Origin of the sequence: Streptomyces sp. TLI_105 (genome assembly GCF_900105415.1) — a bacterium.
Classification (GTDB): Bacteria; Actinomycetota; Actinomycetes; order Streptomycetales; family Streptomycetaceae; genus Streptomyces.
The window spans coordinates 8,335,706-8,356,716 of record NZ_FNSM01000001.1; the positions used below are offsets into that span (position 1 = coordinate 8,335,706).

The 21,011-nt window shown below is 70.7% G+C and carries 23 protein-coding genes and 1 pseudogene; 13 read left to right on the top strand and 11 right to left on the bottom strand.

Annotated features, from left to right (window positions below):
• Positions 1-132: 132 nt before the first annotated feature.
• Together BLW86_RS37950 and BLW86_RS37955 are read right to left on the bottom strand one after the other, a co-directional pair.
• On the bottom strand, positions 133-333 hold the full coding sequence (locus tag BLW86_RS37950; protein ID WP_093878223.1) for a hypothetical protein: 201 nt from the start codon (positions 331-333) through the stop codon (positions 133-135).
• 219 nt (positions 334-552) lie between these two features.
• Positions 553-879, bottom strand: a complete 327-nt coding sequence (locus BLW86_RS37955; protein ID WP_093878224.1) for a plasmid stabilization protein — start codon at positions 877-879, stop codon at positions 553-555.
• Positions 880-992: 113 nt separating this feature from the next.
• On the opposite strand from BLW86_RS37955, the gene BLW86_RS37960 reads away from it, so the two are divergent.
• From BLW86_RS37960 to BLW86_RS37970, 3 genes are all read left to right on the top strand, one after another.
• Positions 993-1,256: a hypothetical protein gene (locus BLW86_RS37960; RefSeq protein WP_093878225.1), complete on the top strand. Its 264-nt coding sequence runs from the start codon at positions 993-995 to the stop codon at positions 1,254-1,256.
• Between the two features lie 325 nt (positions 1,257-1,581).
• Positions 1,582-2,934, top strand: a complete 1,353-nt coding sequence (locus BLW86_RS37965; protein ID WP_093878226.1) for a globin domain-containing protein — start codon at positions 1,582-1,584, stop codon at positions 2,932-2,934.
• Positions 2,931-3,749 carry a pyridoxamine 5'-phosphate oxidase family protein gene (locus BLW86_RS37970; protein ID WP_371129655.1) on the top strand — a complete coding sequence of 273 codons (819 nt, stop codon included), beginning with the start codon at positions 2,931-2,933 and terminating at the stop codon, positions 3,747-3,749. The genes BLW86_RS37965 and BLW86_RS37970 overlap by 4 nt, the downstream gene beginning before the upstream one ends.
• A gap of 204 nt (positions 3,750-3,953) precedes the next feature.
• On the opposite strand, the gene BLW86_RS43635 is transcribed toward BLW86_RS37970, so the two are convergent.
• The 4 genes from BLW86_RS43635 to BLW86_RS37985 form a co-directional block, all read right to left on the bottom strand.
• Positions 3,954-4,142 (bottom strand): hypothetical protein, encoded by a 189-nt coding sequence (locus tag BLW86_RS43635; RefSeq protein ID WP_256341587.1) that lies wholly within the window; start codon positions 4,140-4,142, stop codon positions 3,954-3,956.
• Positions 4,143-4,311: 169 nt separating this feature from the next.
• Positions 4,312-4,470, bottom strand: coding sequence for a hypothetical protein (locus tag BLW86_RS42345; RefSeq protein ID WP_177181880.1), 159 nt, complete (start codon positions 4,468-4,470; stop codon positions 4,312-4,314).
• Positions 4,471-4,481: 11 nt separating this feature from the next.
• Positions 4,482-5,975: an RHS repeat-associated core domain-containing protein gene (locus BLW86_RS37980; protein ID WP_093878227.1), complete on the bottom strand. Its 1,494-nt coding sequence runs from the start codon at positions 5,973-5,975 to the stop codon at positions 4,482-4,484.
• A 105-nt stretch (positions 5,976-6,080) separates the two neighbouring features.
• Positions 6,081-6,353: a hypothetical protein gene (locus BLW86_RS37985; protein WP_093878228.1), complete on the bottom strand. Its 273-nt coding sequence runs from the start codon at positions 6,351-6,353 to the stop codon at positions 6,081-6,083.
• A 289-nt stretch (positions 6,354-6,642) separates the two neighbouring features.
• On the opposite strand from BLW86_RS37985, the gene BLW86_RS37990 reads away from it, so the two are divergent.
• A complete protein-coding gene (locus BLW86_RS37990; protein WP_093879089.1) occupies positions 6,643-7,191 on the top strand; it encodes a CGNR zinc finger domain-containing protein in 549 nt (182 codons plus the stop codon).
• Positions 7,192-7,370: 179 nt separating this feature from the next.
• Positions 7,371-7,883 carry a peptide-methionine (S)-S-oxide reductase MsrA gene (msrA, locus tag BLW86_RS37995; RefSeq protein ID WP_093878229.1) on the top strand — a complete coding sequence of 171 codons (513 nt, stop codon included), beginning with the start codon at positions 7,371-7,373 and terminating at the stop codon, positions 7,881-7,883.
• A 126-nt stretch (positions 7,884-8,009) separates the two neighbouring features.
• Here msrA and BLW86_RS38000 read toward each other — a convergent pair whose 3' ends face one another.
• Positions 8,010-8,855, bottom strand: coding sequence for a prephenate dehydratase (locus tag BLW86_RS38000; protein ID WP_093878230.1), 846 nt, complete (start codon positions 8,853-8,855; stop codon positions 8,010-8,012).
• Positions 8,856-9,193: 338 nt separating this feature from the next.
• On the opposite strand from BLW86_RS38000, the gene BLW86_RS38005 reads away from it, so the two are divergent.
• Positions 9,194-9,964 (top strand): GNAT family N-acetyltransferase, encoded by a 771-nt coding sequence (locus BLW86_RS38005; protein ID WP_093879090.1) that lies wholly within the window; start codon positions 9,194-9,196, stop codon positions 9,962-9,964.
• 318 nt (positions 9,965-10,282) lie between these two features.
• On the opposite strand, the gene BLW86_RS38010 is transcribed toward BLW86_RS38005, so the two are convergent.
• Entirely contained in the window at positions 10,283-10,855 is a 573-nt protein-coding gene (locus tag BLW86_RS38010; RefSeq protein WP_093878231.1) for a hypothetical protein, read from the bottom strand.
• 226 nt (positions 10,856-11,081) lie between these two features.
• Between BLW86_RS38010 and BLW86_RS38015 the strand changes: the two genes are divergently transcribed.
• A complete protein-coding gene (locus BLW86_RS38015; RefSeq protein ID WP_093878232.1) occupies positions 11,082-12,200 on the top strand; it encodes a tannase/feruloyl esterase family alpha/beta hydrolase in 1,119 nt (372 codons plus the stop codon).
• A gap of 129 nt (positions 12,201-12,329) precedes the next feature.
• On the opposite strand, the pseudogene BLW86_RS43640 reads toward BLW86_RS38015, so the two are convergent.
• Together BLW86_RS43640 and BLW86_RS38025 are read right to left on the bottom strand one after the other, a co-directional pair.
• Positions 12,330-12,569 (bottom strand): annotated as a pseudogene (locus BLW86_RS43640) (pyridoxamine 5'-phosphate oxidase); the annotation flags it as partial.
• A 72-nt stretch (positions 12,570-12,641) separates the two neighbouring features.
• Entirely contained in the window at positions 12,642-13,700 is a 1,059-nt protein-coding gene (locus BLW86_RS38025; protein WP_093878233.1) for an alpha/beta fold hydrolase, read from the bottom strand.
• Positions 13,701-13,953: 253 nt separating this feature from the next.
• Here BLW86_RS38025 and BLW86_RS38030 point away from each other — a divergent pair, with 253 nt between their 5' ends.
• Genes BLW86_RS38030 through BLW86_RS38040 form a run of 3 tightly spaced genes read left to right on the top strand, consistent with a single transcriptional unit; the run spans position 13,954 to position 15,218 of the window.
• Positions 13,954-14,781 carry an alpha/beta fold hydrolase gene (locus BLW86_RS38030; protein ID WP_093879091.1) on the top strand — a complete coding sequence of 276 codons (828 nt, stop codon included), beginning with the start codon at positions 13,954-13,956 and terminating at the stop codon, positions 14,779-14,781.
• Positions 14,782-14,818: 37 nt separating this feature from the next.
• The gene (locus tag BLW86_RS42350) at positions 14,819-14,983 is read left to right on the top strand and encodes a VOC family protein (RefSeq protein ID WP_177181882.1); all 165 of its coding nucleotides are present in this window, start codon (positions 14,819-14,821) and stop codon (positions 14,981-14,983) included.
• 40 nt (positions 14,984-15,023) lie between these two features.
• A complete protein-coding gene (locus tag BLW86_RS38040) occupies positions 15,024-15,218 on the top strand; it encodes a hypothetical protein (protein ID WP_093878234.1) in 195 nt (64 codons plus the stop codon).
• A gap of 100 nt (positions 15,219-15,318) precedes the next feature.
• Here BLW86_RS38040 and abc-f read toward each other — a convergent pair whose 3' ends face one another.
• Positions 15,319-16,953, bottom strand: a complete 1,635-nt coding sequence (abc-f, locus tag BLW86_RS38045; protein ID WP_093878235.1) for a ribosomal protection-like ABC-F family protein — start codon at positions 16,951-16,953, stop codon at positions 15,319-15,321.
• A 466-nt stretch (positions 16,954-17,419) separates the two neighbouring features.
• Here abc-f and BLW86_RS43845 point away from each other — a divergent pair, with 466 nt between their 5' ends.
• The 3 genes from BLW86_RS43845 to BLW86_RS38065 are packed head-to-tail and all read left to right on the top strand — an operon-like array spanning position 17,420 to position 21,011.
• Positions 17,420-19,264, top strand: coding sequence for a M6 family metalloprotease domain-containing protein (locus BLW86_RS43845; protein WP_093878237.1), 1,845 nt, complete (start codon positions 17,420-17,422; stop codon positions 19,262-19,264).
• Positions 19,261-20,097 carry a hypothetical protein gene (locus BLW86_RS38060; RefSeq protein ID WP_093878238.1) on the top strand — a complete coding sequence of 279 codons (837 nt, stop codon included), beginning with the start codon at positions 19,261-19,263 and terminating at the stop codon, positions 20,095-20,097. The genes BLW86_RS43845 and BLW86_RS38060 overlap by 4 nt, the downstream gene beginning before the upstream one ends.
• Positions 20,094-21,011 (top strand): ATP-grasp domain-containing protein, encoded by a 918-nt coding sequence (locus BLW86_RS38065; protein WP_093878239.1) that lies wholly within the window; start codon positions 20,094-20,096, stop codon positions 21,009-21,011. Before BLW86_RS38060 ends, BLW86_RS38065 begins: the two co-directional genes overlap by 4 nt.

Below are 21,011 nucleotides of genomic sequence, written 5' to 3' on the forward strand. Positions count from 1 at the left end.
GGCGTTCGTGGTCGGCGGCTGCCCGGACCCCCGGTTCGCCCCCGCCGAACGGCACGACCCGGGCCGCGGGATCCTGCGCCTGTTCGTCGCGGAGCGGGCGGCGGCCCAGACCCTGCCGTCACGCCCTACCGATCAAGCACCCGTACCCTTCTGGTCGGGCGGGGTACCGCCCCCTTCGCCGCCGCCTCGGTCGCCCTTGTCGGTGCCGTGGGACGAGCCCGAGGACTTCTCCGCCCCTTCCTGCTTCTGCCGAGCCTTGAGGGCCGCGACGTCCTCCGGCGTGGCCGCCCCTCTTCCGCTGCGCCGCTGCTGAGGTTGCTGGGGTTTGCTCATCGTCTCCTCCTAGGCGACTGAAGAGATCCGGTTCATCTTCGCGTGTGACCTGCTTGCGCCTCTTTCAACCGTCCCGCCGCTGCTTGAGCGGCGGCGGGGCCGGCCCCTGGAATGGTGTCTACGCGCGCCACTGCGCGGAGGGCGACCGGGCTCACGCACGAAAAGCGGTTCTCGGGCCAGGCGGGACGGCCGGGAGGCCGTGCCGCGCCGTGCTCGTACTCAGTGGCCGAGGGCGTTCTTGAGCTGCTGCTTCGTCATGGTGGAGCGGCCCTCGATGCCGCGCTTCTTCGCCTCCTGGTAGAGGTCGTCCTTGGTCCGCTCGGACGACCCGCCGCCGCTGGACCTCTCGCCACCGCGCTGCGAGGCGGACTTCCCCGAGGTCGAACTGCGGCTGGCCGACTTGCTTTCGCCCGACTGCGCCCGTTCCTTGTTCACGGTGCGTGAGGCCATCTCCTTGGCACGGCCCTCGGACATGCCCCCCTTCTCGCCGGACTCCTTGATGTGCTCGTACTGGCGCTCGCGCTTGGAGCTGCTTCCTCTGGGCATGGGAACACTTCCTTCGTGAGGGATTCGGGGTTCCCGGCAATGCTGCGCGTACCCAGACCGCCACGCATTTCACGCACACCCATACGAGTGGGGTCGAACCCAACGCGACCGGCATGCTCTCCGACACGGTGGCGGTCGAGGCCACGGAACCCGACGCGGTGCCAGGGAGTGACACCGGCAGCGTGACCCCCACCGTGAACAACGCACAGGGCTGCACGATCCTCGGAACCAGCGGCGCGAACGGCCTCGTCGGGACGTCCGGCAACGATGTGATCTGCTCCTTCGGTGGCGACGACACGATCAGCGGCGGCGCCCGGATCTCGTCCCGGAACAGGCGCTCCGCGCGAAGGCGCGGAGCGGCGGGGGCCGTCCGGTGATCCGAGGCGGGGGAAGAGCTGCCGCGCCCCTCCTCTCCGCTGTCGTGCCGGGGGAGCGGACCGCCAGTCGTAGAGGACTTCTCCAGAAGATGTGGAGGAGTCCGGGTGGTCGCGTGACTTTTCCGTCGGGGATTCGCCGCCCGCAGATCACCGAACACGTATACGCACCTGTCGAACTCGCCGGTAACCCGCCTCTGAACTGGGCGAACGCGTTCACAGGGTGCTCCATCGCGAGTATCCCGCTCATTCAGACGGCCGATGTATGGTCGGGCCGCCCTCGTACGGGTGGGCGTGAGGGCGAGGCAATTCGAGGCGAGGCACACCGATGGCAACTCCGACCACTCCGTCGTCCGACGGAGCAGGCGAAGGCGGGGGTTGGTTCACACGAAAACCGACTCAGGCACCTGACGCGGTCTCTGCACCCAAGGCGCCCCCCGCATCTCACGCGCCCTCTCCGCCTTACACATCCCAGGTGCCCCAGGCACCTCACGGCTCCCGCACGGCCCAGGGATTCCACACGCCGGCCGGCCCGGCCGAGACCGGGCCGTCGGACGAGTCGGACGCGGCCCTCCTGCGCCGCACCATGGCCGAGATCGAGCCGATCGCCGACCAGGTCACCTCGTACTTCTACGCCCTGCTCTTCCTCCGCCACCCCGACCTGCGGGAGCTCTTCCCCGCGGCGATGAACACCCAGCGGGACCGCCTCTTCAAGGCACTGCTCACCGCCGCCACCCACGCGGACGATCCCGCCACCCTGACCACGTACCTCACCCACCTCGGCCGCGGGCACCGGAAGTACGGCACCCGCCCCGAGCACTACCCGGCCGTCGGCGAGGCCCTGATCGGCGCCCTCACCCGTTACGCCTCCGCCGTCTGGGGCCCGAGGACCGAGGCCGCGTGGGTGGCCGCCTACACCACGATCTCGCAGATCATGATCGACGCGGCGACCGAGGACGAACTCCGTTCGCCCGCCTGGTGGCAGGCGGAGGTGGTCGCCCACGAGATGCGGACCCCGGACATCGCGGTCGTCACGGTCCGGCCCGACCAGCCGTACCCCTTCCTCGCCGGGCAGTACACCGCCCTGGAGACCCCGTGGTGGCCGCGCGTCTGGCGGCACTACTCCTTCGCCTCCGCGCCCCGCTCCGACGGGCTGCTCTCCTTCCACGTCAAGGCCGTCCCGGCGGGCTGGGTCTCCACCGCCCTCGTGCACCGCGCCCGTCCCGGCGACGTCATCCGGCTCGGTCCCCCCGCCGGCTCCATGACCGTGGACCACACCACCGACAACGGGCTGCTGTGCCTCGGCGGCGGCACCGGCATCGCACCCATCAAGGCCCTCGTGGAGGACGTCGCCCGGCACGGCCGGCGCCGCACCGTCGACGTCTTCTACGGCGCCCGCGGGAACCACGGCCTGTACGACATCGAGACGATGCTCCGGCTCCGGCAGACGCACCCCTGGCTCTCGGTCCGCCCCGTCCTGGACGACGGCCCCGGCGGCCTGCCCTCCGGCGGACTGCCCGACGCCATCCGCGAGCACGGCCCGTGGTACACCCACGACGCTTACCTGTCCGGCCCGCCCGGAATGATCCGCCGCGGTGTCGAGGCCCTGATGGGCGTCGGCATCCCCACCCACCGCATACGACACGACTCCCTAGAGGAACTGGCCGGGGCAACGACGTGAGCACTTTCCAGCAGGACCCGAGCACCTTCGAGCAGACCGGGCGGCGGACGGCACCCCTGCGCACCACCCGCCCGGGCAGCGACGGCGAACACCTCGTCCAGTGGCGCCTGGGCACCACCGAACGCGCCGACCGGTTCTACGCCGAACAGGTCCTCGACCGGCTGAACCCCCGGATGCGCGAGTTCACGGCACGCCAGGAGATGTTCTTCCTGGCCACCGCCGACCGCCACGGAGCCTGCGACAGCACCTTCCGAGCCGGCCCGCCCGGCTTCCTCCACGTCCTCGACGACACGACGCTCGCCTACCCCGAGTACCGGGGCAACGGCGTCCACGCCAGCCTCGGCAACATCGAGGAGAACCCGCACGTCGGCGTCTTGATGGTGGACTTCCTCCGCGACCGCATCGGCCTCCACGTCAACGGCCGGGCCAGGGTCGTCGCCGACGACGAGATGCGCCGAGCCCACCCCGACGCCGGACTCACCGTCGACCCGGTGCCCGGCCGACGGGCCCTGGTGTGGGTCGAGATCGCCGTCGACGAGGCGTACATCCACTGCGCCAAGCACATTCCCCACCTCCAGAAGGTCCCCGCCCGCGGCAGCGGCCGGTCCTGGGGCACGGACGACGCCAAGCGCAAGGGCGGCGACTTCTTCGGCGCGGCCGTCGACGCCCCGGAGCGCGGCCCGTTCGTGCCGCCGCCCCGCGCCGACCCGGCGACCTGGCGCGCGGCGGCCGAGACGGTGCTGGCGAAGGCAGATTCCGCGGCGGGGGGACGGGAGTTCAGCGGCTGGTTCAGTCGCGGTACCAGCTTGCGCTGAGCCGCTCGGGCGAAGGCGGCAGAACCCCCGCGTGACGCGCAGGACGCAGTTTCCGAGGGAGTGCGGGCACTGTCGCGCCGTCCGGGGCCGGAGCATCCCGACCGTGGAGACGCCGAGCCTCCCGGTCTCGCCGTAGCACCGATCCGCACCGAGAACGGGAAGGCCCGCGACGCCTCGCGCCGGGCCTTCCCCCTGTCGTCAGGATCATCCGCCAGGCCGCAGCTCCTTGAACTTCCGGGCCATGGCAGGCCCCAGGTGCCCGACCAGCTCGTGTCCGGGCTCACTCGGGAACGGCAGATAGTGCAGGAACGAGGTGGTGATGACCTCGGTCACCTCGGGAACCCCCCTGCGCAGCTGCTCCTCCAGGAAGTCGAGAACGGCACGCCAGTCCAAGAGGTGGCATCGGGCCGCTGTCCGACGAAAGACCTCACGACGTCCTGGGTGACGTCCCAGAAGAACACGTGGGGCAGTACGCCGTCCATGTTGTCCACATGGGCGTCGTACGCGTCCTCGAAGACCGGGAACCTGGCCACCAGGTCCTCCACCAACCGCACATCGCCGCTCACGGGCACGTTCCCAGTCCCTTGTAGTCGCCCAGTCCGGTGTACTTCCCGGCATGGGCGTCGTCGAGGGCCTCGATGAGGCTCGTCGCGACCTCGATGTCGCGTGCTGTCCGCACCACGGTCTGCGTCTTCCCGCCCTTCGGTTTGTACGTGTCCACGGTCAGGAACTTTACGAGCGCACCGCGGAGCTGCGCAGCGTCGTACCGGGCCGCAGGTCCTCCGCCGGCAGCCACTCGTGGCCGGAGACGGACCAGAAAGGGTGCTCCGCCGTGGCGGTCAGGTTTCGTGGGCCCTCAGGTGTGTCCACCGTGGGAGTGACGAACTCCTTGTCGCTGTCGCTGTCGCTGTCGCTGGCGGTGACGATGAGCCGTGTGACGGTTCTCGGACCGGTCTGTCCGGTCTCCGGATCGGTGGCCGTGACCTCGTCGCCCGGCCTGATGTCCTCGATGGATCTGTGGGAGCCATCGGCCATCAGGACCTGGGTGCCGGCGAGGAAGCACTTGCAACCGGGCTTGCCGCCGGGCTTTCCGACGTTGGCACCCTTGCCGAGGCCGCGACTGCCCCTGCCCGTCTCCATGGTCAGGACGATGTCGAGACCTGCGTTCTCGCAGACCGGGCAGCGGTTGGGCGGGTCGATGCTGTCGATCTGGGCCCATAACCCGTAGAAGTCGCGGAGCTCGACACACCCCTTGAGGGTGATGTCCAGCGCGCACTGGTCCCGGAAGTACAGCTCGACTTTGAGCTCGTAGCTCGGCAGCGGGTTGAACGTGCCGGTGTGCTGCATCCGTTCGACCGTCGGGTAGTCCCGCCGGTAGAGCTGGACCAGGTTCTTCGGCGGCAGCGGGGCCACCCCGTCGCCCAGGTCGTAGACGACCCCGAGGTCACCGCCGCCCGGAGCGCCCTCGGAGTCGAAGTTGCCGCCCTGGCCCGTGGACGGGCCGTGCGGGAGGCCGTCGGCACTGCAGAACGGCGGGCACTGCTTGGTGTCCGCGTCCGCCGTCGGGTCGTGGTTCCACACCGAACCGGGGTTGTGCGCACTGCACCCGTCGCAGAAGAGGCCCGACGGGGCGGCGAGGTCGACCGGGTCGTTGTTGCTGTACGCGTACGCGTTCCACTGCTGCGGGTTGTCCGGCGCCAGGACCGGATCCGGGGCGACGAACCGGCCGGTGGACGGCTCGTACTGGCGCGCCCCCAGGTTGGTCAGCCCGGTGCTCCCGTCCAGCGTGCCGCCCACGAAGCCCTTGTCGCCGCCCCGCACACCGGGCGCCGGCTGTGGGCCGCGCGGATTGCCGAACGGGTCCGAGGCCCGGCGCGAAACGTTGCTGTCCGCGTCGAGCGTCAGCACCCCGGTGCCGTGGTGATCGGCCGGCTGGACCGTCAGCGCACCCGTCCCGATCCGGACCATCGTCAGGCCGCCCGGGATCGGGTAGTACCGAGTGCCCGTGAGCGCTCTCGACGCGGTGTCGTACGTGAGCTCGTCCGCGCCGAGGTCGATCGTCGTGCGCCCGGGGTTGTGGCGGATCAGCTGCGCGCCGTCGGCGTCGTACACGTACGACGCCGCCTGGTTGGTGGCCGTCCACAGGCACTTGGCGAACACCTTCAGCAGTGAGCCGCCGAGTGCGAAGTGCTGGCCGCCCCCGCCGTTGCAGGTGTAGATCTGCAACGGCGTGCCGCGCGCGGAGTTCCCGCCCTGTACGTCCAGGCACGTGCCGCCGATGCCGGTGACGGCGATCGCCTGGGTGAGGGTGTCGAGGCGGTTCTCGGCGTCTCAGGACAGCGCCGTCGTACCCGTCTTCGACGTGTACATGTTGGTTGTGTTGCCGACCGCGTCGAAGCGGTTGCTGCCGGAGACCGTGGTCGAGGTGCCGACCTTGGTGCTGGTGCTGGTGCTGGTGCTGGTGCTGGTCAGGGCGTGCGGACCGCCGTTGCCGCCCCCGGTGTTCAACGTGCCTGCGGCCGGGAAGGTCTGCGTGGTGACGCGGTCCTTCGTGGTGTCGCCGGCCGGGTCGTGCTGGACGAGCTGCTTGCGGTTGCCCGTCACGTCGTAGACGTAGTCCTGCCAGTACGGGTTGCCGCCCCGCCCACCGTGGCCGCCGTGGCCGCCGTGGGCGGGGCGGCGGTGCGCCGGCCCTGGTCGGCCGTCTGGTGCCGGGTCGGGTCGGGTCCGGCACGGTGAGGCCGCCGGTGTCGGTCCACGCCGTGGTGAGCCGGCCCAGGCTGTCGTACGCGAAGCACTGCCGGTCCACCGCCGTCGGATCGTTGTCCGGGGTGGTGGCCGGCCGGAGGGGCAGGGACTTGCAATGCGTACTGTCACCGTTCAGTATGGTTACGTGAATCATGCATTTCCCTGCGGGACGCTCTGCCTGGACTTCGTCGGCACCCTGCGGGCGCGCCGCAACGCCGCACCCCTGGAGAAGCTGGCCACGCCCGGACTCCTGGACGACTGGTTCGTGGAGTCGGGAATGGTGGACCTGGCGCCCGGCGCGGGCGAGGCGGATGTGGTGATCGCCGTGCAGTTGCGCGAGGCGATCCATGCCCTGGTGGCCGCTCGCCTCGACGCGCGGCCACTGCCCACGGAGGCGGTCGCGGAGGTGAACCTGTACGCCTCGGGTCTGCCGGTGACGCTGCGGCTGGGGCCCGACGGGGTCATGCGGACGGGATCGGTCGCGCAGGGGCTGGCGACGCTGGCCCGCGAGGCGGTCCGGCTCCTGGGTGGGGACGAAGCCGCCCTGCTGAGGGAATGCGCCCGGCCGGAGTGCACGCAGGTCTACCTCGACCGCTCCCGGGGGCACCGCCGGGAATGGTGCGCGATGAAGACCTGCGGCAATCGGGTCAAGGCCGCCAACTATCGGGCGCGCCAGCAGGCCGCCCAGGCCTGACCGCACCGGCCCCGATCCGGCGGCACCCTCCCTCGCGTCACCTGTTTGACCGGTGATGATGGTCTGTGTCAGTCTGGAGCGTGTCCATCCTTCGGTGATACGACACACCCCAGGCCGATCGGCCGGCCCGCGAGGCCGGACCGAGGCGACGCGACGAGCGAAGAGGACGGTGACGGGCGATGGCCGGCAGCGAGGAAAGGGCCGTACTGGCAGGCGGCTGCTTCTGGGGCGTGCAGGAACTCATTCGCGCGCAGCCGGGTGTGCTGGCGACGCGGGTGGGATACAGCGGCGGCGACCTGGCCCACCCCACGTACCGCCACCACGAGGGGCACGCGGAGGCCGTCGAGATCCTCTTCGACGGGACGGTGACCGACTACCGGACCCTGCTGGAGTTCTTCTTCCAGATTCACGACCCGAGCACGAAGAACCGGCAGGGCAACGACATCGGGGACAGCTACCGCTCCGCCGTGTTCTACCTGGACGACGAGCAGCGGCGCGTGGCCGAGGACACCATTGCCGACGTCGACGCCTCGGGACTGTGGCCGGGCCCCGTGGTCACCGAGGTCACCGCGGCGGGCCCGTTCTGGGAGGCCGAGCCCGAGCACCAGGACTATCTGCAGCGCTATCCGGACGGGTACACCTGCCACTTCCCGCGCCCCGGCTGGCGGCTGCCCCGGCGAGAAGGGTCCTGACCCGGTCGACGGGACGGGGCGGCGCCGAGGGGGCGGAAGTCGGCCCGGCTCGTGGCCCGCGTCCGGGCGCGGGCCTGCCCGGTCGTCGTCCCGAGGGCGATCGTGCCCGCAGGCCCGCCCTGACCGTCAGGCGGCCGTCACGCCGCTGCGACGGTGCGGATGCGCCGGGTACACGCCGAGGACGCGCACTTCGGTGGAGAAGAAACGCAGCTCGTGCAGGGCCAACGCCACCTGCGGCTCGTCCGGATGTCCCTCGATCTCGACGTAGAAGCGGCTCGGGTTGAGGCCGGCGCCCATCTGGTAGCTCTCGATCTTGGTGAGGTTGACCGCGCTGCTGGCGAAGCCGCCCAGAGCCTTGTAGAGGGCGCTCGGGATGTTCCGTACGGCGAAGAACAGGCTCGTCATCGTCGGCCCTTCGCCGACGGGCGCGAACGCGGGCTCGCGGGAGAGCACGACGAACCGCGTCGTGTTGTCCGGATCGTCCTCGACCTCCGGACGGAGGACCTCCAGGCCGTAGTGCCGGGCCGCGGCGGGCGGGGCCAGCGCCGCGTGCCGTACGTCGCCGAGCTCCGCCACCTCGCGGGCGGCCCCCGCCGTGTCGTCGCTGACGAGCGTGCGCCAGCCGCCCTCCCGCAGCACCTTCCGGCACTGCCCCAGGGCGTGCACGTGGCTGCGTACGCACTCGATGTCGTCCAGCGTGGCTCCGGGCGGCCCCATCAGGTCGAAGCGGATGGCGAGGAAGTGCTCGCCGGTCACGAAGAGCCCCGACTCCGGCAGCAGGTGGTGCACGTCCGCCACCCGGCCGGCGGCGGAGTTGTCCACCGGAATCACCGCCAGGTCGGCGGTGCCGAGCGTCACGGCGTCCAGGGCCTGCTCGAAGCTGGTGCAGGGCAGCTCCGTGATGCCGGGAAACAGGTGTTGCGTGGCTGCCGCCGAGTTGGAACCCGGTTCACCCTGATATGCGGCGATCATTGCCTTGTCACACCTTTCATCACGTGAGGCGGCCGGAGGCGGCGACCGACAGGAGAGCCACCGTAGACCTCAGGCGGTGGATGAGCGTGGTGCTGTCCACCACCAGAGACGCCGAGGGTGCGCCGCCGGCCCGAAAGCGTGGGCCACGTCGATCTCTCCGACAAGGAGCCGTACGTCGCCCCGCCACGCACCTCGTCACCGACTGATGAGCGCTGCAGGAGGGAAGGAGACCCCGAAGCCGTGCGCTCTGTGGGTGAATCTCGCCTATCTCGCCCATCTCGTGCCTCTCGACGAAATGAGGGATTCCAGTGACCGTTCTCGGAGACTCTGTCGAATCGATGGAACAACTGGCAGTGGTCTGGCGGGCGATGGTGCTCGACCGGGACAAGGACGCGGACGTCCGTGACCTTCCGGGCATCGCCGTTCGCTGGGCCGACTGTCGGTTCGCCTTCTGGAACTGCGTCACCCTGACCGAGGTCGGCGTCGACGCCGGGCTTCTGGAGCAGCGCCTGCACGAAGCGGCGGAGGTCATGCGCGCGAAGAGGCAGCCGGGCTTCCTGTGGGTCTTCGAGGACCTGATCGCGGGCGACGCGCTTGCGGGCCTGGACGCGGCGGCCGAGCGGGCGGGTCTTGCGCACGCCTTCCCCGGTACGGGCATGGCGGGGGACCTGCTGCCCCTGCCGGAGCCGGTCCATCCGGATCTGGCGTTCGTGCGGGTGACGACCGACGAACAGCTTCAGGCGTACGCGGACCTCAACTCCCGTGCGTACGGCTTCCCCCTGGAGGACGGCCGGGACGGCCTCGCCGGCTCCGTGCTGTGGAAGGACCAGGTGCACGCCTACCTGGGTGTGCACGACGGTGTCCCGGTGACCTGCGCCGCGACGGTGGAGGCGGAGGGCCGGCTCTTCGTCGTGCTCGTCGCCACCGACCCGCAGTGGGAGCGCCGCGGTTACGGCGAGGCGGTGACGAGGAAGGCGCTGTACGAGGGAGCCCGCGCCACCGGCCTGACCCGCGCCACCCTGCACGCGACCGTCGCCGGGGCACCCGTGTACCCGCGCATCGGCTTCGAGCCGAACTCGCCGATGCGCTTCTTCGCCCTCAGGGGCTGACCGGCCGCCGTCGGCGAAGGGGTGATCGCTACGAGGCGACCGTGCTGGCCGCGGTCCTCACCGAGTGGCCGTGACGTACTTCCGGCGGATGCCCCTGGCAGCGGCTCCCGGGCCGGCGGCCGGGGCCGCCCCATGAACGTGGATGTGCCGAAAGCCGTGGCGGACACGTGCAGGTGTCCGCCTGTCTTCGGATCGTCAACCGGTTCGACGACGTCTGGAGCCGACACTCACCGCCGTACGAACCGGACCGGGGGCGACGAACGAGCCGGCCGCGGAGGGAGTCGAACGGCGACTTCAGTCGTTTGCCGCGGAGTCGGCTCACCGAGTCGCGAGTGCGCGGCGGCCGGATTCTTCGAGGGTGTACATCACGGATCGCTGCTGTTTGTGACGCCGGATGTGCCCCTTGGCCACGAGCGACTCCAGGGTGTTGCGCACGACCTGCGGGGTGGGGTCGCGGTCCGGGTGCTTCTCCAGCAGTTCGTCCCGCAGCTCCTTCGCGAGGCGCGGCTCGTCGTCACCGGCGAGCAGGGACAGCAGGAGGTCTCCGAGCAGAGGCTGCCGCGACTTCCCCTTCGCGGCCGTCGTCGCGGGCTTTCCCGCCCGCGCCGCCCGCCGCGCAGGAGCGCCGGTGGAGGACGAAGCGGATGCCCTGCGCGACTTGGTCCCGGTGGTCACGGCATCTTCCTGAGCCTGCTCGGGCGGGGGCGAGGTCTCCGCCAAGCTCTCGTACCGTTCGGCGAGTTTGAGGATGTCGACGAGGAGGGCTTCCTCCTGCTTCAGCATCCTGACCTTCTCGGTCAGCTCCTGCTGGCGTCGACGGTTCTCCTTCAGATCCGACGCGGCCTGATCGACGAGCCGCGTTCGGAGCGTGGCGGCTGGTTGGCTGGTCACAACCGTTCACTCCCTCACACATGGATGACGCTGCGCATGCTACCCAGGCCGGAGCGGGCGTGCGGAAAGCTCCGTCGATGCCGTACGACCTCGGTACTCGCCGCGGCCACGGGTTTCCTTCCCCCTCTCGTAACTGTCTTGATCGGTGACGAATGCTCATGTCGGTCTCTCCACGCGCACGCTGTGCGGAAAAACGTCAACGCAAGTGGAACCGCTTCGGGCGGTTATGTGCTTCTGGTGTTGGAACGACCGCCTCCAGACGGCCGTCGTCGCCAAGCAGGTCATCGGCGACTACTACGGCAGGCCGGCCTCCTGCGCGTACTTCAACGGCTGCTCCACCGGCGGCCGCCAGGGTTACGCGGAAGCCCAGCACCATCCCGACGACTACGACGGCATCCTCGCCGACGCGCCGGTCGTCGACTGGGACGAGTTCGAGGTCGCCACGCTGTGGCCGCAGGTGGTGATGAACAACGAGAAGACCTACCCCAGCGGGTGTGGGTTCGAGGCCTTCAACACCGCCGCGATCAAGGTGTGCGACCCCCTCGACGGCGTCGAGGACGGCCTGGTCGAGAACCCGGTCCGCTGCGACTTCGACCCGCGCCGGCTCATCGGCACCAAGGTCGTGTGCGAGGGCAAGGAGCTGACCGTCACGGCGGCCGACGCGGCCGTGGTCCGCAAGATCTGGGACGGCCCGCGCACCGCGTCGGGCAAGAAGCTGTGGTCCGGCGTCCCGATCGATGCCGACCTGAAGTTCCCTTACCTGGCGGGCACGCTGCCGGACGCCGACGGCGGCCTCAAGGGTGTTCCGTTCCCCGTCCCGTCCGTCTGGGTCGCCACCTGGCTGAAGGAGCAGCCCTCGTTCGACATCTCGACGATCACCTACAGCCAGTTCACCGACCTGTTCCGGCAGTCCCGGACCGAGTACGACGAGGTCATCGGCACCGACAACCCGGACCTGTCCGCCTTCCGCGGGTCCGGCGGCAAGCTCCTGACCTGGCACGGCCGGCAGGACCAGCTCATCCCGACCCAGGGCACGGTGGCCTACCGCCGGCAGGTCGAGCGGAAGACGGGCGGCGCCCAGCGGGTCGACGACTTCTGCCGTCTCTTCCTCGCGCCGGGCACGGCCCACTGCGCCCCGACCGGGCAGACCGACGACCTCGGAGCCCTACGGGCCTGGGTCGAGCAGGGCAAGGCGCCCAGCACCCTGACCGCCACGCTCACGAACTCCTCCGGCGAGCAGGTCACCCGCGATCTGTGCGCCTACCCGAAGGTGTCCCGCCACAAGGGCCACGGCGACCCGGCCGCCGCCGACAGCTTCCGGTGCGTGCACCCCCTCCGGTACTGACCTGCCGGAACATCCCCCAGTCACTGAGGAGGGCCGACCGCCATGGGGCTGACACCAGGACGCCGGGTACGCAGACCACGACCGCCGCGGTATCCGTTCCACCCTTCCGGACTTCGAACCACGCTCGTGCTACCCCAGCCACGCCCCCTCGCGCATCACGACCCTGCCGCGCAGTTCCGGTACTCCGCGCCAGGCGCGCACCGTCCGCGGCGCCACGCGCAGGTACAGGAAGGGAGTCTCTTCCGTACGCGGATCCCAGCCGAACTTGCCCGCGAACGCATCTGCGGCATCCTTCGGCACTTCCCGCGCGGGATGGCACGTCGCCTCCCCTTGCAGCGGCACCACGTCGAAGGCATCCGGCAGTTTTATACCCCCTAGGCCCGGAGGCGGACCGTCGCGCAGGGGTCGGCCGACGGGGAGGGGCGGCCGGCCCCGGCTCCGCTAGAAGTGGTCCACGTCGACGACGGCCTGCGCGAACGCCGCCGGTGCCTCCTGCGGCACGTTGTGTCCGACGGACAGGGCGCGGTGCTCGTACGGGCCGGTGAACTTGCCGCGGTAGGAGGAGCCGTCACCGGGCGGTGCGGTGAAGGGGTCGAGCAGGGGGTCGATGGTGAGGGTGGGCACCCCGATGACCGGGCCCGTCGCGAGCAGGTCCTCGTAGCGGTCGTAGCGGCGCTCGCCCTCGGCGAGGCCCAGCCGCCAGCGGTAGTTGTGGATGACGATCGCGGCGTAGTCGGGGTTCCGGAAGGCCGCCGCGGTGCGCTCGAAGGTGGCGTCGTCGAAGTCCCAGGCCGGGGAGACCAGGTCCCAGACGAGCCGGGTCAGGTCGTGGCGGAGGTCTTCGCGCTCCATGGCCTTCTTGCCGCGCTCGGTGGCGAAGTAGTACTGGTACCACCACGTGTGCTCGGCGGCCGGTGAGATCGGCTCCAGTTGCATGGCGCGGTTGGTGATGAGGTAGCCGCTGACCGAGACCAGCGCCTTGACGCGCTCCGGCCACAGGGCCGCGAGGATGTCGCCCGTCCGCGAACCCCAGTCGAAGCCGGCGACCACGGCCTTGTGGATCCTGAGGGCGTCCATGAGCGCGATGACGTCCAGCGCGATCGCCGACTGCTGGGCGTTGCGGAACGTGCGGGAGGAGAGGAAGCGCGTCGTGCCGTGACCGCGGAGGTAGGGCACGATCACGCGATAGCCCTGGTCTGCCAGCAGGGGGGCGACGTCGACGTAGCTGTGGATGTCGTAGGGCCAGCCGTGCAGACAGATGACCGCGGGCCCGTGGGCGGGACCCAGTTCGGCGTAGCCGACGTCCAGCAGACCGGCCTTCACCTGCTTGAGCACGGGGAAGGAAGTGTGCGAACCCGGAGTGACCGTCGGTGCGACGGGTGCCTCGGTGTCGCGGCTCGGAGCGGCGGCGCTCGATACGCCCTGGAGACCGGCCAGCGAAGCGGCGGCCGTTCCCGTACCGAATCCCAAGGCCTTGCTGAAGGTACGCCTGTTGATCATGTGAAACCCTCCTGCGCTGTGGCTCGCTCCCTCTTGCTTCCTTGCGCGAAGATATCACCTGTCAAAGGGGTTACGCATCCCGGAGGTTTGAGTAGCACGCATGTGTGCATCAAGATTCGTCACCGGCTTGACGGGTGACTACGCGGCTGGCAGGTTAATCACCATGCAAACCGGTGACGGCGCATCATGCGCCCGCCGATCCACTGCCGAAAGGATTGTCGTGACGAACCTCAAGGGCGCAGGCAAGCGGCGGATGACGGCCGGGGCCGCAGCCGCGGTCCTCGCGGCGGCCGCGTTCGGGGCCTTCGCCCTGGCCGGCGCCGCCAGTGCCGACGCCCCCGCCGTCGCCGCCGGCGCCGGCAAGTACGGACCCAAACCCACCGTCGTCCTGGAGCACGGCGCGTTCGCGGACTCCTCCAGCTGGAACGGCGTCGTCTCCAGGCTGCGCGCCGACGGTTACCCCGTCGTCGCCGCCGCCAACCCGCTGCGCGGTCCCCACGGCGACGCCACCGCCCTGCGAGGTCTGCTCGACCACGTCAAGGGACCGAAGATCCTCGTCGGTCACTCGTACGGCGGTTCCGTGATCAGCGAGGCCGCCGCCGACCGTGCCGACGTCAAGGCCCTCGTCTACGTGGCGGCGTTCCTCCCCGCCCCCGGTGAGACCGCGCTGGAGCTGACCGGCAAGTACCCCGGCTCCACCCTCCCCGACGCCCTCGACCCCGTCCCCGTCACCAACCCCGACGGCACCAAGGGCACCGACGTCTACATCCGGCAGGACAAGTTCCACCACCAGTTCGCGGCGGACGTCCCGCGCGACGAGGCCGCCCTCGCCGCCGCCGGCCAGCGCCCCATCGCCCAGGCCGCGCTGGAGGAGAAGGCCACCGTGGCCGCCTGGAAGACCGTCCCCAGCTGGGCCGTCGTCACCACCCAGGACCTGAACATCCCGGCCGCCGCACAGCGCTTCATGGCTGAGCGGGCCGACGCCCACATCACCGAGGTCACCGCTTCGCACTCCGTCGCCGTCTCCCGGCCCGCCGTCGTCACCCGCGTGATCGAGGCCGCCGCACGCGCCACCCGCTGACCTCCTGATCCCTCACCCATCGAAAGAGAGCACTGCCATGGACCTGAAGCTCGAAGTCGTCGTCATCCCCGCCTTGGACGTCGACAAGGCCAAGGAGTTCTACGTCGACACGTTCGGATTCCGCGCCGACGCCGACTTCCCCGTCCCCGACGGCAACGAGTGGTTCCTCCAGGAGGTCACCGTCCGTGCCCCCGGACGCTGACCCCCGCGTGCCTCGCCGAACGACGAAGTGGAGACCGGACATGAACAAGGAACTCACGGTGGACCCCGCGGCGGTGACGCGGCACGAGCGGTTCGGCAAGCTCCCCGAGCGCGTCCCTCTCGAGAGCATGATCGAGGAGAAGCGGGCCGAGTCGAACGCCGGGGTGACCGCGGAGTACCACCCCGAGGGCACGTGGAACTTCTACTCGTGCCTCGCTCTGGACCTGGGTCTGTAGTCGGTCGCGCGGGGACACGTCCTCGCGACGCGCATACGTGTCCCGGGCGGCGCCCACCGCGGCAGCGCGGCCGGGGGTGAGTGGCCGCACTGCCTTCCGGTCACACCTCGGGGGCTCCGGTCTCCTTGAGCGTGCCGTCGGCCAGCCGCAGCCACCGGTCGACCCCGATCTCGGTGAGGAACCTTTCGTCGTGGCTGACCACCAGGAACGCGCCCTGATAGGAGTGGAGCGCGCTCTCCAACTGGCCCGCGCTGACCAGGTCGAGGTTGTTGGTGGGCTCGTCGAGCAGCAGCAGCTGAGGAGCCGGTTCGGCGCACAGTACGCAGGCCAGGGTGGCGCGCAGCCGCTCGCCGCCCGAGAGGACCCTGACCGGCAGGTGGGCCCGGGGGCCCCGGAAGAGGAAGCGGGCGAGCAGGTTCATCCGCTCCGCCTCCGGCCGCGCGGGGGCGAACTCGGCGAAGTTCTCGGCCACCGTGAGGTCCGGGTCCAGCAGGTCCAGGCGCTGCGAGAGATAGGCGATCCGGCCGTCGTTGCGCTTGATCTCCCCGCTGTCCGGGGCGAGGTCGCCGGTGATCAGTCGCATCAGGGTGGTCTTCCCCGCGCCGTTGGGGCCGGTCAGCGCGATGCGCTCCGGGCCTCGGACGGCCAGGTCGACACCACCCGGCGCGAACACGTCCTCGTCGCCGAGGCGCACCCGCATCCCTTCGCCGAGGAACAGGTTGCGGCCGGCGGGCACGCGGGTGTCGGGCAGTTCCAGGGTGAGGCGCTGTTCCTCACGCAGCGCGCGCCCGGCCTCGTCCAGGCGCGCCTTGGCCTCGCCGACCCGGGAGGCGTGCATCTGCCCGGCCCGGCCCGCCGATTCCTGCGCGCCCCGCTTCATGTTGCCGGCGAAGATACGGGGCAGACCGGCGCTCTTGAGGTTCTTGGCGGCGTTGCTCGCCCGGCGGTCGGCGCGCTCGCGGGCCTGCTGCATCTCCCGCTTCTCCCGCTTGAGCTCCTGCTCGGCATTGCGCACGTTCTTCTCGGCGACTTCCTGCTCGACGCGGACGGCCTCCTCGTACTCGGTGAAGTCGCCTCCGTACAGACGCAGTTCGTCGCTGCCGAGTTCGGCGATGCGTTCCATGCGGTCGAGCAGCGCACGGTCGTGGCTGACCAGGAGCAGGCAGCCGTTGAAGTCCGACAGCACGTCGTAGAGCGTGTGGCGGGCCTCCAGGTCGAGGTTGTTGGTGGGCTCGTCGAGCAGCAGGACGTCCGGGCGCCTGAGCAGCTGGGCGGCGAGGCCGAGGGAGACCACCTGGCCGCCGCTGAGCGTGCTCAGGCTGCGGTTCAGGGACACATGGGCCAGGCCCAGGCGGTCGAGCTGGGCGCGGGTGCGCTCCTCGATGTCCCAGTCGTCGCCGATGGTGGCGAAGTGCTCCTCGGCCACGTCGCCGGACTCGACGGCGTCCAGGGCGCGGATCACCTCGGCGATGCCGAGCACCTCGGCGACCGTGAGGTTCCCGCTCAGGGGCAGGCTCTGGGGGAGGTGGCCGAGGGTGCCGTCGACGGACACCGTGCCGGTGGTCGGCTCGAGTTCACCCGCGATCAGCTTGAGCAGGGTGGACTTGCCGGAGCCGTTGGGGGCGACCAGGCCCGTACGGCCGGGGGGCACGCTGAAGGACAGGTCGTCGAAGACGGGGGTGTCGTCGGGCCAGGCGAAGGAGAGGTTCGAGCAGACGATGGCGGCGTCGGACATGAAGAGACCTCGGAGGTACTGAGGGCAGAGCTTGGTCCTCTGCCCTGGGCAGACGGGGAAGGGGGTACGACGAAACGGACCACCTCAGCGGTGCGTCCGAGCACCGGCCGGTGGCCGTCAGATCCGGATCTCACCCGGAGATGTCGTCTTCACCCGCCACGTCTGCGACTCCTCGATACACGGTCTACGTCCGCCACAGCTTAACAGCGGCGGTCGGAGGGCGAGGCGGTGAAGTGCGGGCGCGTGTTCTGGGCGGCGGCCCTCGACGACGTCGCTCGGTGCGCGGGGGCAGCCCTCGACGGCGTCGCTCGGCGCGTGGGGGCGCGCATCGATGCGTTCCCGTGCGCCGTGCACGCCGCCCAGGAGAGCGCATCTGCCGATGGCTCGCTCGCTCAGCGCGCCCCCGTAACCCGCTCCCGTTACCGTGGCTACGGTAAGTGACACCCCCTCGCTCTCTGGAGTTGACATGGCTGACCCAGCCGCCGTCTCTTCCTCGTTCTGCGCCGTCGCCCCCAGCCCGGAACTGCGCCGGCGCATGCTGGAGGAACTCGACCAAGTACGCGGCGGGCCGGGCGAGCTCACCAACCTGCTCGGCTTCACGAGCACGCCCACCCCCCTGGGCTTCGACGACGGAACGATCTTCCCGCCGGAGGAGTTTCCACCAGGGACCTCCCGCGCCACCATCAGCGCGGCGGCGGCCGACCGGGCCCCGCTGCGCGGCACCATCAGGGCGGTCGTCGTCCTGGTCGACTTCTCGGACAAGCCGATGACGAAGACGGCGGCGGACCTCGACAAGCTGTTCTTCTCGCTCGGCGCGATGCCGCACGGCAGCGTGCGCGAGTACTACCGCGAGGTCACGAACGGCCTGGTGGACCTCGTCGGCGAGGTCCACGGTCCGTACCGCATGCCCGAGACCATGGACTGGTACGCGGCCGGCAACTTCGGCATCGCCAGGCCCAGCGGCCCGTTCCGGTCACCGGAGATGGCGAAGTCCGCCGTGGAGGCCGCGGACCCGAGCGTGAACTTCGCGCCGTTCGACAACGACGGGAACGGCTACGTCGACGCCTTCATCGTGGTGCACGCCGGACCCGCCGCCGACGAGACCGGAAAGCCGTTCCACATCTGGTCGCACAAGTCGACCCTGCCCGCAGTGCACCAGACCGACGGCACCAAGGTCTACGGCTATCTGACCATCTCCGAGAACGCGAAGATCGGCGTCTGCGCGCACGAACTCGGGCATCTGCTGTTCGGCTTCCCCGACCTCTACGACACGGACGACAGCTCCGAGGGCGTCGGCTCGTGGTGCCTGATGGGAGCCGGATCCTGGGGTGGAGGCGGAGACGTCCCCACACATCCGTCCGCCTGGTGCAAGGTCAATCAGGGCTGGGCCACGACCAAGGTCGTCACCACCAGCGGCACCGAGTCCTTCCCGGACGTCAAATCCAGCCACACCGTCCACCGGCTCTGGAAGAACGGCGCGGGCGGCAGCGAGTACTTCCTCCTCGAGAACCGCCAGCGGACCGGGTACGACGCCTCGCTGCCGGGCGACGGGCTGCTGATCTGGCACATCGACGAGAACCAACCGAACAACCGGGACGAGAACCACTACAAGGTCGGCCTGGTGCAGGCCGACAACCAGCGCAACCTGGAACTGAACCAGAACCGCGGCGACGACGGAGATCCGTACCCCGGAAGCAGCGGCAACACCACGTTCACCTCCACCAGCGCACCCGACTCGAACTCCTTCGCGGGCGCCGGTTCCTGCGTCTCCGTCACCCGGATCTCGCCGTCGGCGGCCACCATGACGGCCTCCGTGACGGTCTCCTGCGGAAAGGCCCCGGTCAAGGAGATCAAGGACCACAAGGAGATCAAGGAGCCGCTCAAGGAGGCGAAGGAGCCCTCCAAGGAAGTGAAGGACTTCAAGGACCGCAAGGACGTGGAGGTGAAGACCAAGGAGCCGTTCAAGGAGCACAAGGACCTGAAGGACCGCAGGGAGCACAAGCCGCCGTACAAGGAGATCAAGGACGACTGGGACAACCCCCCGGACGTCTCGACGCGTTCGACGGGAGAGGAGGGCGACCCGACCGCCGCCGCCATCGTGGACCTGCAGACCCGGCTCGCCGCCCTTGAGCAGGCCCTGGGCGGGGCCGGCGGCGCGGGCGACACCGCCGAACCGTTCATCGGCACCGAACTGCGGCCCGACCTGATCGGCGGACCGCAGTACGGACCGGGCGCCGACGCGCTGCGGGAAGCCGTCGAGGCCGGCGACGCGCAGGCCAAGCGGTCGTACGACAGCCTTCCCCAGCAGTGAGCGGAACCCTCCTGCTCCTGGCCGCACCCGGCGACGGCGGCGCGGCGGCGGTGGCCCGCGCGCTGTCGGCCCGGGGCGGCCACGGAGCCGTTCTGACCCTCACGCCCGCCGACCTCGCCCGCGCCCGGTGGAGCCACCGGGTGAACGGCGGGGGAGAGGCGTCCACCCGGATCACCCTGCCCACCGGGCGGGTGCTCGACGACCGGACCGTCGGCGCGGTGCTGCACCGCCTGCCGGGCCTGCCGCTCGCCGCCGGTGCCGACAGAGGACCCCGAGCCAAGGACGTCCTGTACGCGCACAGCGAGCGACAGGCCCTGGTCGCCAGCTGGCTGCTGTCCCTCGCGCCGCGGGTGATCGGCCTGATCAGCGCGTACGGAACCGCCCACGGGACCGTCTCCCGCACGACGGCCCTCGTCCACGCCGAACAGTGCGGCCTGCCGGTGGCCCGGCGGGGCGGGGCCACGCGCGGCGGCCTGGTGGGTCGGCCCGCCCCCGGAGAACGGCACGTGCGGCGCCTCGCATGGCCCGGCGGCCCCGGATCGCCGGTCCCGGTCGACGTGCTGCCGGAGGCGCCGGCGGCGTACCACGACACCCTGCTCGTCGCCGGGGACCGCGTGATCGGTCCCCGTGCCGACGACTACGGCGAGCGCTGCCGGCGCCTCGCCGACGCCCTCGGCACACGGCACTTCGAGCTCCGGTTCGCCCCGCGCGACACCGGCGCCGTCGTGACGGACGTGGACCTGTGCCCGCGCCTGGACGACCCGCCGCACGTCGAAGCCACCGCCTCCCTCATGGTGGCCCTCGCCGAACAGCCCACGAGGAGGCCCGAGTGATCCTGTTCTTCGGCCGTACGGACGACCCGCCCCTCACCCGCGCGATCAGCGCCGCACGCGACGCCGACCTGCGGCACCTCGTGATCGACCAGGCCCGCACGGCCCGGTACGACCTCGTCGTCGGGACGGACGCGCTGGACGCCCAGGTGACCGTCGAGGGGATGCGGGTCCCGCTCGGCGACGTGTCCGCCGTGTACGCCCGCCCGTTGGAACCGCCCGCCGACGGGGACCCGGCGGCCCGGGCGCGGGCGGCGGCGTTCCAGGAGTGGTTCGTCGGCTGGCTCGACACGACCCCGGCCGTCGTGGTCAGCCGGCCCCGCGCCATGGAGTCCAACTCCTCCAAGCCGTACCAGGCCCAGCTCATCGGACGCTCCGGCTTCGCCGTACCGGAGACCCTGGTCAGCGACGACCCCGACGAGATCCTCGCCTTCCGCGCCCGGTACGGCCGGATCGTCTACAAGTCGGTCAGCGGCGTCCGCTCCATCGTCAGGGAGTTCACCGACGCCGACGAGAGCCGGCTCGCCCTCGTCCGCGGACTCCCGACGCAGTTCCAGGCCCACGTGCCGGGCCAGGACGTACGCGTCCACGTCGTCGGCGAGGACACCTACGCCGCGGTCGTCGACTGCGACGCGATCGACTACCGCTACGCCGACCAGGGCGGAAGGCCCGCCCGCCTCGCCCCGTACGACCTGCCCCCGGACACGGCCCGGCGCTGCGCGGAACTCGCGGCCTCGCTCGGCCTGCCGCTCGCGGGCATCGACCTGCGCCGCACGCCCGACGGCGCGTGGGTGTGCTTCGAGGTCAATCCCATGCCGGCCTACAGCTATTACGAGGCGCACACCGGCCTGCCCATCTCCTCGGCGCTCGTCGCGTACCTCGACGGCCGTCGGGCAGCGGTTTCCGTGGGGGGGTGA

What these genes read in the sequence shown, in the direction of transcription:
- BLW86_RS38005 (WP_093879090.1), top strand. Translation starts at nt 9,194, where the DNA reads ATGGAACAACTGGCAGTGGTCTGGCGGGCGATGGTGCTCGACCGGGAC.
- BLW86_RS38030 (WP_093879091.1), top strand. Translation starts at nt 13,954, where the DNA reads ATGACGGCCGGGGCCGCAGCCGCGGTCCTCGCGGCGGCCGCGTTCGGG.
- BLW86_RS38025 (WP_093878233.1), bottom strand. Translation starts at nt 13,700, where the DNA reads ATGATCAACAGGCGTACCTTCAGCAAGGCCTTGGGATTCGGTACGGGA.
- BLW86_RS37960 (WP_093878225.1), top strand. Translation starts at nt 993, where the DNA reads ATGCTCTCCGACACGGTGGCGGTCGAGGCCACGGAACCCGACGCGGTG.
- BLW86_RS37955 (WP_093878224.1), bottom strand. Translation starts at nt 879, where the DNA reads ATGCCCAGAGGAAGCAGCTCCAAGCGCGAGCGCCAGTACGAGCACATC.
- BLW86_RS38040 (WP_093878234.1), top strand. Translation starts at nt 15,024, where the DNA reads ATGAACAAGGAACTCACGGTGGACCCCGCGGCGGTGACGCGGCACGAG.
- BLW86_RS42350 (WP_177181882.1), top strand. Translation starts at nt 14,819, where the DNA reads ATGGACCTGAAGCTCGAAGTCGTCGTCATCCCCGCCTTGGACGTCGAC.
- msrA (WP_093878229.1), top strand. Translation starts at nt 7,371, where the DNA reads ATGGCCGGCAGCGAGGAAAGGGCCGTACTGGCAGGCGGCTGCTTCTGG.
- BLW86_RS43845 (WP_093878237.1), top strand. Translation starts at nt 17,420, where the DNA reads ATGGCTGACCCAGCCGCCGTCTCTTCCTCGTTCTGCGCCGTCGCCCCC.
- BLW86_RS37950 (WP_093878223.1), bottom strand. Translation starts at nt 333, where the DNA reads ATGAGCAAACCCCAGCAACCTCAGCAGCGGCGCAGCGGAAGAGGGGCG.
- BLW86_RS38000 (WP_093878230.1), bottom strand. Translation starts at nt 8,855, where the DNA reads ATGATCGCCGCATATCAGGGTGAACCGGGTTCCAACTCGGCGGCAGCC.
- BLW86_RS37965 (WP_093878226.1), top strand. Translation starts at nt 1,582, where the DNA reads ATGGCAACTCCGACCACTCCGTCGTCCGACGGAGCAGGCGAAGGCGGG.
- abc-f (WP_093878235.1), bottom strand. Translation starts at nt 16,953, where the DNA reads ATGTCCGACGCCGCCATCGTCTGCTCGAACCTCTCCTTCGCCTGGCCC.
- BLW86_RS38015 (WP_093878232.1), top strand. Translation starts at nt 11,082, where the DNA reads ATGTGCTTCTGGTGTTGGAACGACCGCCTCCAGACGGCCGTCGTCGCC.